The sequence below is a fragment of the Mesorhizobium sp. B2-4-6 genome (assembly GCF_006442775.1).
Taxonomy (GTDB): Bacteria; Pseudomonadota; Alphaproteobacteria; order Rhizobiales; family Rhizobiaceae; genus Mesorhizobium.
Map to the genome: position 1 here is coordinate 70,004 of NZ_VFVI01000016.1, position 12,791 is coordinate 82,794.

At 63.5% G+C, this 12,791-nt stretch carries 12 protein-coding genes; 9 read left to right on the forward strand and 3 right to left on the reverse strand.

Going from position 1 to position 12,791, the window contains the following annotated elements:
* Positions 1-3: 3 nt before the first annotated feature.
* From phnL to phnE (FJ957_RS28650), 7 genes are all read left to right on the forward strand, one after another.
* Positions 4-711 carry a phosphonate C-P lyase system protein PhnL gene (gene phnL, locus FJ957_RS28620; RefSeq protein ID WP_140836165.1) on the forward strand — a complete coding sequence of 236 codons (708 nt, stop codon included), beginning with the start codon at positions 4-6 and terminating at the stop codon, positions 709-711.
* Positions 708-1,319, forward strand: a complete 612-nt coding sequence (locus FJ957_RS28625; protein WP_140836166.1) for a DapH/DapD/GlmU-related protein — start codon at positions 708-710, stop codon at positions 1,317-1,319. Before phnL ends, FJ957_RS28625 begins: the two co-directional genes overlap by 4 nt.
* Positions 1,320-1,432: 113 nt before the next feature.
* Positions 1,433-2,137, forward strand: a complete 705-nt coding sequence (locus tag FJ957_RS28630; protein ID WP_181180751.1) for a DUF1868 domain-containing protein — start codon at positions 1,433-1,435, stop codon at positions 2,135-2,137.
* 116 nt (positions 2,138-2,253) lie between these two features.
* Positions 2,254-3,111: a phosphonate ABC transporter ATP-binding protein gene (gene phnC, locus FJ957_RS28635; protein ID WP_140836167.1), complete on the forward strand. Its 858-nt coding sequence runs from the start codon at positions 2,254-2,256 to the stop codon at positions 3,109-3,111.
* 140 nt (positions 3,112-3,251) lie between these two features.
* Positions 3,252-4,160 carry a phosphonate ABC transporter substrate-binding protein gene (gene phnD / locus FJ957_RS28640; RefSeq protein ID WP_140836168.1) on the forward strand — a complete coding sequence of 303 codons (909 nt, stop codon included), beginning with the start codon at positions 3,252-3,254 and terminating at the stop codon, positions 4,158-4,160.
* A 54-nt stretch (positions 4,161-4,214) separates the two neighbouring features.
* Positions 4,215-5,168: a phosphonate ABC transporter, permease protein PhnE gene (gene phnE, locus FJ957_RS28645; protein WP_140836169.1), complete on the forward strand. Its 954-nt coding sequence runs from the start codon at positions 4,215-4,217 to the stop codon at positions 5,166-5,168.
* Positions 5,169-5,275: 107 nt separating this feature from the next.
* Positions 5,276-6,643 (forward strand): phosphonate ABC transporter, permease protein PhnE, encoded by a 1,368-nt coding sequence (gene phnE, locus FJ957_RS28650; RefSeq protein WP_140836170.1) that lies wholly within the window; start codon positions 5,276-5,278, stop codon positions 6,641-6,643.
* A 223-nt stretch (positions 6,644-6,866) separates the two neighbouring features.
* On the opposite strand, the gene FJ957_RS28660 is transcribed toward phnE (FJ957_RS28650), so the two are convergent.
* From FJ957_RS28660 to FJ957_RS28670, 3 genes are all read right to left on the reverse strand, one after another.
* Positions 6,867-7,718: a sugar phosphate isomerase/epimerase gene (locus FJ957_RS28660; RefSeq protein ID WP_140836171.1), complete on the reverse strand. Its 852-nt coding sequence runs from the start codon at positions 7,716-7,718 to the stop codon at positions 6,867-6,869.
* A gap of 165 nt (positions 7,719-7,883) precedes the next feature.
* On the reverse strand, positions 7,884-9,071 hold the full coding sequence (locus FJ957_RS28665) for a Gfo/Idh/MocA family oxidoreductase (RefSeq protein ID WP_140836172.1): 1,188 nt from the start codon (positions 9,069-9,071) through the stop codon (positions 7,884-7,886).
* A 150-nt stretch (positions 9,072-9,221) separates the two neighbouring features.
* On the reverse strand, positions 9,222-10,277 hold the full coding sequence (locus tag FJ957_RS28670; protein ID WP_140836173.1) for a sugar phosphate isomerase/epimerase: 1,056 nt from the start codon (positions 10,275-10,277) through the stop codon (positions 9,222-9,224).
* A gap of 399 nt (positions 10,278-10,676) precedes the next feature.
* Here FJ957_RS28670 and FJ957_RS28675 point away from each other — a divergent pair, with 399 nt between their 5' ends.
* Positions 10,677-11,564: a sugar phosphate isomerase/epimerase gene (locus FJ957_RS28675; protein ID WP_140836174.1), complete on the forward strand. Its 888-nt coding sequence runs from the start codon at positions 10,677-10,679 to the stop codon at positions 11,562-11,564.
* 57 nt (positions 11,565-11,621) lie between these two features.
* Positions 11,622-12,791, forward strand: a complete 1,170-nt coding sequence (locus tag FJ957_RS28680; RefSeq protein ID WP_140836175.1) for a mandelate racemase/muconate lactonizing enzyme family protein — start codon at positions 11,622-11,624, stop codon at positions 12,789-12,791.

A 12,791-nucleotide genomic window follows, 5' to 3' on the forward strand; every position in this document is an offset into this window, starting at 1 on the left:
AATATGCCCACTCCACTTGTTGTCTCCGATGTCGCCAAAAGCTTCACCATGCATCTGCGCGACGGTGTCACGCTGCCGGTGGTGGCGGGCGTCTCCTTCTCGATCCGCGCCGGCGAATGCGCCGTGCTCGGCGGCCCGTCCGGCGCGGGAAAAAGCTCGATCCTGAAGATGCTCTACGGCAACTATGCCGTCGACGAAGGCCAGATCATCGTCCACCACGCGGGCGGCTTGATCGACCTCGCCTCCGCCAGCCCGCGCACCGTGCTCTCCGTGCGCCGCCACACCATAGGCTATGTCAGCCAGTTCCTGCGCACCGTGCCGCGCGTTTCGGCGCTGGACGTCGTCGCCGAACCGCTGGTCGAGCGCGGCGGGGACAAGGAAGGCGCGCGGGAGAAAGCACGCACTTTGCTTGCCCAGCTCAACCTGCCGGAAAAACTCTGGGCCTTGCCCCCCGCGACCTTCTCCGGCGGCGAGCAGCAGCGCGTCAACATCGCGCGCGGCTTCATCACCGAACATCCGATCCTGCTGCTTGACGAGCCGACTGCCTCGCTTGATGCCAGGAACCGCGATGTCGTGGTCGAGCTCATCGCCGCCAAGAAGGCGGCGGGCGTTGCCTTGCTCGGCATCTTCCACGACCTCGACGTGCGTGACGCGGTGGCCGATCGCGTCATCGACGTCACCGCTTTCGCCGCCGGAAAGATCGCCGCATGAAGCTTTCGGAGACGCCGCTGATCCATCCGACAGCGCAGGTCGAAAACTCGACGCTCGGCCGCTGGACCGAGATCGCCGAGCGCAGCCGCGTCGCCGAATGCGAGCTCGGCGACTATTCCTACATGATGCAGGACTGCGCCGTGTGGTGCGCGACCATCGGCAAATTCTCCAACATCGCGGCGAGCGTGCGCCTCAATGCCACCAACCACCCGACATGGCGGCCGACGCTGCATCACTTCACCTATCGCGCATCCGACTATTGGGACGATGCCGAGCATGAGAGCGAGTTCTTCGCCGAGCGCCGCGCCAGGCGCGTCACCATCGGCCACGACACCTGGCTCGGCCATGGTTCCACCATCCTGCCCGGCGTGACCGTCGGAGACGGCGCGGCAGTCGGAGCGGGCGCGGTGGTGTCGAAGGATGTGGCGCCCTACACCATCGTCGGCGGCGTGCCGGCAAAGCCGATCCGCGAGCGCTTCGACCGCCGCACCGCCGAGCGCTACCAGGCTTTAGCCTGGTGGGATTGGGACCATACAAGGCTGCGCTCCGCGCTCGACGATTTTCGCGAGCTGGACGCCGAGGCTTTCCTGGAGAAATATGGCGGCTAGGTGCGGTGAATGGCGAATGGCGGAAGACAAGGTCCCGGCCAGGGAAATTCTCTTCACCATTCACATCCCTGACATGTGACTCCGACAGGAGGCATCTCCCCAAGGAGATTGCCATGACCGCCAGACCCTCGCTTGCCGCCTATTTCGAAGGCACCAATCGGGCTTCACCTATCCATCTCGGCACCCGCTATGATGCGTCGGGCAACTTCCTCCCCGAACCCGGCAACACCGTCGTCTGCCATCTCGCCGAAGGCACGCCTTCGCAAGCTGCCATTATCGAGGTGCGCAAGCGCATCCACACCATGCCCGACGCCGACCGGCTCGCCTTCACGCCGATCTCGAGCCTTCACATGACGCTCTTTCAGGGCATCATCGAATACCGGCGCCGCCTTCCCTACTGGCCATCGGACGTGCCGCTCGACACTGGCATCGACGACATGACCCGCCTCTATCTCGAACGCCTGCAAGGCTTCGAGAGCCACGGCCCCTTCAAGGTCAAGGCCGTCGAAGTCGTGCCGACCGGCCTCACCGTCGCCGGCGCTTCCGAGGAAGACCGGCAGATCATGAAGGCCTGGCGCGACGCCCTTTCAGCGCCGTTCGGCTATCGCCATCCGGATCACGACACTTATGTCTACCATATCACCTTCGCCTACCAGATCCGCCGCCTCGCCGACGAGCGGGCCGCGGCATGGCAGGACCTGTTCGATGACTGCCTGTCATTCCTCGAGCGCGAGGCTCCGGTGATCGAGCTCAAGCCTCCGGCCTTCTGCAGCTTCAAGGACATGAAGCATTTCGAGGAATTGCTGGTGCTTGGTTGAATCTCCAAGCCTGTGGGACGTAACAAAACTGACATCAATCCGACACCGCAGCTTCATCGGCCTGCGCTAGCGAAGGTTAACAGACCTGCAAAAGCGCGACGGACTGGAGTTTTGGTATGTCAGCATCATCGGCCACGCTTGAGATCCGCGGCGTAACCCGACGATTTGGCAAGAACACCGCCGTCAGCGACATCAACATCTCGATCCCGCGCGGCCAGATGGTTGGCATCATCGGTCGTTCCGGCGCCGGCAAGTCGACGCTTTTGCGCATGATCAACCGTCTCATCGATCCCAGCCACGGGTCGATTTTTTTTGACGGCGCCGAGGTCTCCAGCCTGCACGGCTCGTCGCTGCGCCGCTGGCAGCGCGACTGCGCCATGATCTTCCAGCAGTTCAACCTCGTGCCGCGCCTCGACGTCTTGACCAATGTGCTGCTCGGCCGCCTCAACCATCGCTCGACGGTTTCCAATCTGCTGGGCATGTTCACGCGCACCGAATGCGCCGAGGCGGTCGCCGCGCTCGAGCGCCTCGACATCGCACGCACGGCGCTGCAGCCGGCCGGCACGCTGTCCGGCGGCCAGCAGCAGCGCGTGGCGATCGCCCGGGCCATGATGCAGGAGCCGAAGGTACTCCTAGCCGACGAGCCGATCGCCTCGCTCGATCCGCTCAACGCCAAGGTGGTGATGGATTCGCTGCGCGACATCAATCTGCGCGAAGGCATCACCGTCGTCACCAACCTGCACACGCTGGACACCGCGCGCGCCTATTGCACCCGCATCATCGGCATGGCCGCCGGCAAGGTCGTCTTCGACGGCGCCCCGGAAGACCTCGACCGCGACGCCGTGCGCACGGTCTATGGCGCCGACGCCAGCGGCGCCGAGATCTCCGAAGCCATCACGTCGACCAGCGTGACCATCAGGCCGAAGATCACCGCATCCGCCGGACCGCTCGAACCAGCCTTCCCTGGCTACTGAGTCCACCGTCCCGGGCCCAGCCGGTGCGGGCAAGTCGTGGATTTCAGCAGAGCAACCCGGATCGCCCGCCAGCGTCAAAGGCAAGACTTGAAAAATCAGAACGCAGCCGGCGCGCAGCCGGAACAACAGGAGAGATCGAAATGTTCAGGAAGATGGTTTTTGGGGCGGTTTCGCTGCTCGCCATGGCAGCAAGCGCCGCGCATGCCGCTGACATCAAGGAATTCCGCGTCGGCATCCTCGGCGGCGAGAACGAGACCGACCGCCTGCGCAATTACCAGTGCCTCGCCGACCACCTGAAGTCGGAATTCGGCTTCGAGAAGGTGTCGCTGTTCCCCGCCGCCGACTATGATGGCGTCATCCAGGGCCTGCTCGGCGGCACGCTCGACTTCGCCGAGCTTGGCGCTTCCGGCTACGCCAGCGTCTATCTCAAGGATCCGAAGGCGGTCACCCCGATCCTCACCACCAAGCAGACCGACGGCTCCACCGGCTATTATTCGATCGGCCTGGCGCTGAAATCCTCCGGCATCACCGACATCATGTCGGCCAAGGGCAAGAAGCTCGGCTATGCCGATCCGGACTCGACCTCCGGCTATCTGATCCCGCTGACCCAGATCCCGAAGACCACCGGTATGGCGAACGATACCTTCTTCGCTTCGACCCAGTTCAACGGTGGCCACGAGAACAACCTCCTCGCCATGCGCGACGGCAAGGTGGACGTGGCGGTGGACGATTCCTCCGGCATCGGCGACTTCAAGAACGGCTTCACCTCCGGCACCTTCCACAAGGTCGTTGCCAAGGGCGCCGCTGACCCGAACGACTTCGTCGAAGTCTGGCGCTCGGGCCTGATTCCGAATGGCCCGCTGGTTGTCCGCACCGCACTCGGCGACGGCATGGCCGCCAAGCTTACCGACTTCTTCACCCAGTTGCCGACCAAGGACAAGGCTTGCTTCGAGGGCGTCGAAGGTGGCGATTTCACCGGCTACGTCCCGGTAAAATCCGACTTCTACAGCGTCATCATCGAAGCCCGCAAAGCGGCGATCGGCGGCTGACGACATCAGGAAAGGGGCGGCGTTGCCAAAGCGCCGCCCTTTTTCATGCCCGTCATGACAACAGCGACAATCCATTCCGACGCGATCCGCCAACAGGCCGACGCCTGGCGGCGCCAAACCTCGCTGCGCCGCTTCTACACGGCGCTCGGTATCGGCCTTTTGCTTGCCGCGATGGTGGCGAGTATGTGGTTTGCCGACGAAGCCAATGCGGGCCATTTCTTCGAGCGGCTGCCGCATATCCTCGATTTCCTGAGCTGGCTGATTCCGAAGGACTGGAACGACGTCTGGCGGGCGCTGTTCGATGTCGCTTCGCCGCATGACAAAGGCACGCAGGAGTTCAACTTCCCGCTCGGTCGCGTCTATATCTGGGGCGGGTTCTATATCCCCGAATATTTCGAGCTGATGCTGACCACGGTCAACACGGCGCTGGTCGCGACTTTCATCGGCTTCGTCTTTGCCGTTCCGTTTTCCTTCATCGCGGCGCGCAACCTGACGCCGAGCCCAATTCTGCGGCTGTTCATCAAGCGCTTCATGGAACTGTTGCGCGCCTTCCCCGAGATCGTCATTGCCGGCCTGTTCGCGGCCATCGTCTCGGTCGGCCCGGTGGCCGCCATCATCGCCATCGGCCTGCATTCGGTCGGCGCGCTCGGCAAGCTGTTCTACGAGATCAACGAGAACATCGACATGCGCCCGGAGGAGGGCCTGCGCGCCGTCGGCGCCAACTGGTTCGAGCGCGTGCGTTTCGCTGACCTGCCGCAGGTGCTGCCCAATTTCATGTCCTACACGCTGCTCCGGATCGAGATCAACGTGCGCGCCTCGACCATCATCGGCGCTGTCGGCGGCGGCGGCATCGGCGAGGAGCTGAAGCTTTCCATCTCGCGCGGTTTCGGCGCCAAGACGCTGGCCCTGGTCCTGCTGCTGTTCACGACGATTTTCATCGTCGACCAGTTCTCCGCCTGGCTGCGCCGCAAGCTTGTCGGCGAGCAAGCCTTCTTGTTGGGTGCCTAGACCATGATCTCCAACCGGGGACCACGTCGGCGAAAAGTGGAAGCCCGGTTTTTGCGTTCGCTGACCTTCGGTTCGGAAAAGATCATAGTTAAAACAAAAGATAGACCATGACGAATTTGACCGCCGAAGAAATGCTGTCGATCGAGGAGCGCTTCCCGCAAGTGTTCCGGCGACCGCTTTACAAGCGCTTCGGCCTGCCATTCCTGGTCGTCGGCACCATACTTTATCTCATCTATGCCGCATGGTTCTTCAGTCTGCCGCAGGTGCTGCGCGAGTCGCACTGGGAACGCCTGCCGCTCTTCCTCTCGCAATGGATCAGCTACGACCTGCAGCCGGAATTCCGGCTCGATCAGCCGCAGATAACGCCGAAATATCCGCGCTTCTCGGCGCTTGGCGACAATCCCAATCCCGATTGGGTGATCAAGAATCCCGACGGGACCTACACCGTGCAGATCGACGGCCAGGCGAAGTCCGTAACCTTTGACAAGTCCAAGGCAACGATTGTCGCCTACGGACAAACGGTGCCCGTGGCGCTCACCAGCGGCAAGCCTGTGGTGTCGGGCCCGGTGCCGGACTGGGTAACGGCACATGACGACGAGGTCGTCGCCAGGATGGGCTTTGTCGGCGAGGTGCGCGTCACTGTCGACCGCGTCAAGGTGCGCAAGCGTTTCCTCGGCTGGGCGAATTTCGTCTTCGACACGCGCTCGCCCTTCTTCGGCAAGTCGGCCGGCGAAGTGGTGTCGCTGATCGTCTCGGGACCTGAGCTACAGGCGGGCACGTCGAACCTTGCGCTTGCCGCCGATAACATCTGGAACAATGCACAATGGCAGCATGGCGATGTCTGGACAAAGCTTTTGCAGACCATCGTCATGGCGTTCCTCGGCACGCTGCTCGGCGCCATCGTCGCTTTCCCGCTTGCCTTCTTCGCCGCCCGCAACATCACGCCGAGCGGGGTGCTCAGCCAGGTCCTCAAGCGCTTCTTTGACTTCATGCGCTCGGTCGACATGCTGATCTGGGCGCTGTTCTTCACCCGCGCCTTCGGCCCCGGACCGCTGGCGGGCAGCGCCGCCATCTTCTTCACCGAGATCGGCACATTAGGCAAAACCTATTCCGAGGCGCTGGAGAACATCGACGACAAGCCGCGCGAAGGCGTGCTCTCGACCGGCGCCAACGGCTTGCTGGTGCAGCGCTACGGGGTGATGCCGGAGGTGGTGCCGATCTTCATCAGCCAGACGCTTTACCAGTGGGAATCGAACACCAGAGGCGCGACCATCATCGGCGCCGTCGGAGCCGGCGGCATTGGCCTGAAACTATGGGAAGCGATGCGCACCAACTCGAACTGGGCCAACGTCTTCTACATGGTGCTGCTGACGCTGCTCGTCGTCTTCATCTTCGACAACATCTCGAACTTCCTGCGCCGAAGGCTGAGCCGCACACTGCATGATTACAACAGGCTGCAGGCCGAGCGGGGGTAGTTGGACTGCTGCTTCTAAGGAGAGGTCGGCGGGACAGCGCCCCCCTCTGCCCTACCGGGCATCTCCCCCACTTGGGGGAGATCAGCCGTCATCGCGGCTTTCGCCAATCGCCCAACAGGATTGAGCGGAACGCCGAAGCCGCCAATCTCCCCCCTTGTGGGGGAGATGTCCGGCAGGACAGAGGGGGGCGCGAAGGATCGCGACGCCCGCCGGACGGTGCACCCTAAGCCGCCTTCTTCCACCCGTCCCTGATATGCCTATACCCCTCGCGATAAACCGCCTCCGGGCTCTCCGCGAAATCGCGCCACACCTTGGTCGCCGCCGCCAGATCCTTCAGCGAGCGTCCGAACGCCTCGATCGTCAGCCAGTCGTCGTAACCGGTCCGGCGGATCGCCGCGAAAGTCTCCTTCCAGGGGATGTTGCCGCGCCCCGGCACGCCGCGGTCGTTCTCCGAAATGTGGATATGGACGACATTGCGGCGGTTGCTCACATAGGCGCCGATCGGGTCGGCCTCCTCGATATTGGCATGGAAGGTGTCGTACATCGCCTTGATGTGCGGCCGGTCGATCGCGTCGATATGCTCCGACAGATCGGCCATGGTGTTGACGAGATAGCATTCGAAGCGGTTGAGCGCTTCCAGTCCGATGGTCACGCTCTTCTTGCCGGCATGGTCGCCGATGGCGCGCTGCGAGGCGACCGAGCGCTTCTTCTCAGCCGCCGTCGGCCCGCTGCCGGAAAAGGCGCCGAGCGTCGAATGCAGCGGCCCGCTCAGCCTATCCGCGCCAAGCGCGGCACTGCAGTCGATCGCCCATTTCATATAATCGACGCCGGCTTTGCGGATCGCCGCATCCGGCGAGATCAGGTTCATCGCCGGATCGCCCATCGCCGAGACCGCGGTGCGCTCAAGGCCGATGCGGTCGAGCATCTCGCCGAGCTTTTTGTAGTCGTCGGGCGCCCCGACGAAGACCGGTATCTCGACGCCGTCGAAGCCGGTCGCCTTGATGTCCCTCAGCAGCGCCTCGTGCTTCTTCGAGACGCTGGTCGTCCACAAGAACATGCACATGCCGATCTTCATCGACGCCCCTCCCCTGGTCACCTTCGATCAACGGTTGATGAGATTCAGGTCAGGCCGAGCCGAAAACGACGGATTCCGAGAACCGGAGCGGAGCGTACGCACGTGAGCACCGGAAGCGCAGGAAGCCGCCATCTGCAGCCCGGCCTAACCTGAAGATCGTCACCCCTATAGCTTCGTCCACGCCCCATTCTTCTTCGACGACTTCACGCAGGCCTCGATGAAGGCCATGCCTTCGACGCCGTCCGCGATCGTCGGGAAGACGACGTCCTTGCCTGGCTTGCCGCCCTTCCTGCGTGCCGCGCGGATGGCCCGTGCGGCCTCCTGGTAGATATTGGCAAAACCTTCGAGATAGCCCTCCGGATGGCCAGGCGGCACGCGGCTGACGCGGGCCGCGACCGGCATCGCGCCGGCGCCGGCCCGGGTGAGCAACTGCTTCGGCTGGCCGAACGGCGTGTACCAGAGATAGTTCGGATCGGCCTGCACCCATTCCAGCCCGCCCTTGGAGCCATAGATGCGCAGCTTCAGCCCATTCTCATGGCCGGGCGCCACCTGGCTGGCCCAGATCATGCCCTTGGCCGGATGCTTGTTGCCGACCGGCTTGAAGCGCAGCATGACGTTGACGTTGTCGTCGAGCTGGCGCCCCGGCACGAACGCATCGAGATCGGCCGAAAGTGAATCCAGCTCCAGCCCGGACACGAAGCGGGCGAGATTGTAGGCATGCGTGCCGATGTCGCCCAGTGCGCCGCCGGCGCCTGCCTGTTTCGGATCGGAGCGCCACGAGGCCTGCTTCTGGCCTGTGGCGGCGAGGTCTTCGGTCAGCCAGTCCTGCGGATATTCCGACTGCACGATGCGGATGTCGCCGAGTTGGCCCTTGGCCACCATCTCGCGCGCCTGCCGGATCATCGGATAGGCGGTGTAGTTGTGCGTGAGCACAAACACCTTGCCGGTCTTCTCGACCAGGGCGGCAAGCTTCTTCGCCTCGGCCAGAGAGGTCGCCAGCGGCTTGTCGCAGATGACGTGGATACCGACCTCAAGGAAGGCCCTGGCCGCCGGCACATGGACATTGTTGGGCGTCACGATCGCCACCGCCTCGATGCCGTCGGGGCGTTTGGCCTCAGCCTTGGCCATCTCCGCATAGGAGCTGTAGCTGCGTGACGGATCGAGCCCGAGTTCTTCGGCCGAGGCCTTCGCCCGCGCCGGATCCGACGACAGCGCGCCGGCCACCAGCACGAAGTCGTTATCCATGCGCGCCGCGATGCGATGCACCGCGCCGATAAAAGCGCCCTGCCCGCCGCCGACCATGCCGTAGCGGATCGGGCCGCCTCCCGTTTCCGACTTCGATGCGCCGACCATTTTTTGTCCTCTCTGTTTGGCTCCTCACCCTCCCCTTGTGGCGAGGGGCGACGCGCAGCGTCAAGGTGGAGACATAAGAGTCCGCTGCGATTGGGATCAATCCCATCCGGACCTGTAGCCGAACCTCCTCAGGGGGAGTTCGCGAGCGAGCTAAATCCCCATCATGGCGCGCAGCAGCTTCTTGTCGCTCGTGCCGCCGGCGAAATCATCGAAGGCCTTCTCGGTCACCCGGATGATGTGGTGCTGGATGAAGGGCGCGCCTTCGGCCGCTCCGTCCTCGGGATGTTTCAGGCAGCATTCCCATTCCAGCACCGCCCAGGAATCGTAGTTGTACTGGGTGAGCTTGGAGAAGATGCCGCTGAAATCGACCTGTCCGTCGCCCAGCGAACGGAAGCGGCCCGCCCGGTTCACCCAGCCCTGGTAGCCGGAATAGACGCCTTGCCGCCCGGTCGGGTTGAACTCGGCATCCTTCACGTGGAACGCCTTGATCCGCTCGTGATAGATGTCGATGAACTCGAGATAGTCGAGCTGCTGCAGCAGGAAATGCGACGGGTCGTAATTGATGTTGCAGCGCTTGTGGCCGCCGACCGCGTCGAGGAACATCTCGAAGGTCGCGCCGTCGAACACGTCTTCGCCGGGGTGGATTTCATAGCCGACATCGACGCCGTTCTCGTCATAGACGTCGAGGATCGGCTTCCAGCGTTTGCCAAGCTCGGCGAACGCTTCCTCGATCAGGCCTGGCGGCCGCTGCGGCCACGGATAGAGGTAGGGGAAGGCGAGCGCGCCGCTGAAGGTCACCGAGGCCTTGAGGCCGAGATTCCTCGATGCCTTGGCGCCGAACTTCATCTGCTCGACCGCCCATTTCTGGCGCGCCTTGGGGTTGTTGTGCACCTCGGCCGGCGCGAAGCCGTCGAACTGTGCGTCATAGGCCGGATGAACGGCGACCAGTTGGCCCTGCAGATGCGTCGACAGTTCCGTGATCTCGACGCCGGCATCGGCGCAGATGCCTTTCACCTCGTCGCAATAGGCCTTCGACGACGCCGCCTTCTTGAGGTCGAACAGGCGTCCGTCCCAGGTCGGGATCTGCACGCCCTTGTAGCCCAGCCCGGCCGCCCATTTGGTGATCGAAGTCAGTGAATTGAACGGCGCGGCATCGCCCGCGAACTGCGCCAGAAACAGGCCGGGACCCTTCATCGTCGTCGGCATCGGCATCCTCCCTCATTGTTTTCGCGACCAAGCATAGCGCCGATTGAAGTGAGGGCCAGCCTGTTTGGTCAATACTGTCGGCGTCTATGCGCCGCGCCATTCTGGTATTACCAAATCCGGTAATTCGGTCAAGCGGTCGAAAACAGCGAAGATGGGGCGGATTTCCAAACGAACGGGGGAAATTACCTTATAAAATCAGAGAATTGCTTGACTGACGGAGCTGTCGCTGGCCACTTCTTGCCGTGCATGAAAATTTGCTGTAGAGGTCATGGCAGGCCCAATTGGTCGAACCAGTTTCGAGGAAAAATGCTGGCGGCGCCTTGGGGAGGAATCGTGCGGCCGCCTCTGTCGGAGGCGTCGCGGGTAAACGTGACAGGCGAATTCTGGGAAGGATAGACCATGCATCTTTCGACGCACAATTGGATGCGGGCGGAGCCGCTGGAGGTGACGCTCAAGCGCATCAAGAAATTCGGCTATGAATCGATCGAGATTTCCGGCGAGCCCGAGCAGTACAAGACCAAGGAGACGCGTGCGCTGCTCAGGGAGCACGGCATCCGCTGCTGGGGTTCGGTGACGCTGATGCTGGGCGAGCGCAACCTCGCCGCCAAGGACCAGGGCCAGCGCGAGCGCTCGGTCCAGTACGTCAAGGACGTGCTCACCATGGTGAGCGAGCTCGACGGCGAGATCATCACGCTGGTCCCCGCGACCGTCGGCAAGGTCGTGCCGGACGGCACCGAGGCGGAGGAATGGGGCTGGGTGGTCGACGCCACGCGCGAGTGTTTCACCCATGCCAAGAAGGTCGGCGTCAGGATCGCCGTCGAGCCGCTCAACCGCTTCGAGACCTATCTCTTCAACCGCGGCGCCCAGGCGCTGGCGCTCGCCGATGCGGTGAGCCCCGAATGCGGCGTCTGCCTCGACGCCTACCACATCCACATGGAGGAATTTAACGTCTATGACGCGATCCGCCAGGTCGGCAAGCGCCTGTTCGATTTCCATGTCGCCGACAACAACCGCTTCGCCGCCGGCCTTGGCCAGATCGACTGGCCGAAGATCGTGCGCACGCTGAAGGAAGTCGGCTATGACGGCGCGCTGACCAACGAGTTCGTCGCGCCCGTCGACCGCACGCCGGCGGCGCCCTATCCGGAGATGGTCGAGCGCAATCCGGTCGACATCTCGCCCGAGCAGCTCAAGTTCATCCAGGACCACGGCTCCAGCGTGCTCACGGAAAAATTCTACACCGACCAGATGCGCATCACCGCCGAAACGCTGCTGCCGCTGATCAAGTAGGCCTCCGATTGAAACCTATCCCTTCCACCCGGCGGGCGGAGGGGCCGAAGGGAAAACATGCGCATCAAACGCGTCCAGGCCTGGTGGGTTCGTATCCCGATCGAAGTCGCGAAGCAGCATCGCAGCGACTTCGGTCAGGTAACGACGTTCGACGCCGCCATTGTGCGCATCGAGACCGACGACGGCCTGGTCGGCTGGGGCGAGGGCAAGAACGCCGCCGGCAGCGCCGGCAGCTATGGCGCGCTTGTCCATATGCTCAACCATGAGGTCGGCCCGCAGCTCATCGGCCGCGATCCGGCCGACATCGGCATCATCTGGGAAATGCTCTACAACGGCGTGCGGCACGAGACGGCCGCGCATGCCGGCCATGCCATGCCGCAGCTGGCGCGGCGCGGCATGAGCGTGGCGGCGATCAGCGCCGTCGACATCGCGCTCTGGGACATCCTTGGCAAGTCGGTTGGGCAGCCGGTGTGGCGGCTGCTCGGCGGCCGCAAGGTCGAGCGCATGCAGGCCTATGCCTCGGGCGGCTGGGCCGCCGCCGACGCCATCGGCGAGCAGTTGAAATCCTATGTCGCCAAGGGCGGCTTCAAGGCGCTGAAGATGCGCGTCGGCGCCATGGACGGCGCCCCACATGTCTCGGCCGCGCGCGTGCGCGCCGCAAGGCAGGCGATCGGGCCGGATGTCGAGCTGATGGTCGACGCGCACGGCACCTACACTGTCGCCGAGGCCAAGCGCTTCATCAAGCTCACCGCCGATCTCGACCTTGCCTGGTTCGAGGAACCGGTGATCGCCGACGACAAGCCGGGCATGGCCGAGGTGCGCGCCTCGGGCGCGACGCCGATTGCCACCGGCGAAAGCGAGGCGACGCGCTACGCCTTCCGCGATCTGGCGGTGCTGAAATCGGCCGACATCTTCCAGCCGGATCCGGCGTTTTGCGGCGGCATCAGCGAGGCGATGAAGATCGGCACCATCGCCAGCGCCTTCAACCTGCGTTTCGCGCCGCACCTGTGGGCCGGCGCGCCCTGCTTCTTTGCCGGGCTGCATGTCTGTGCCGCCTCGCCCGCCAGCTTCATCATCGAATATTCGCTCGGCGCCAACCCGATGATCCACGACCTTGTCGAGGAGACTGTCGAAGCGAAGGACGGTATGATAGCGATCCCTGAAAAGCCTGGATTGGGTTTCACCATCTCCGAGCGATTCCTGGAGGCGCACGCGCAACGTATTTGA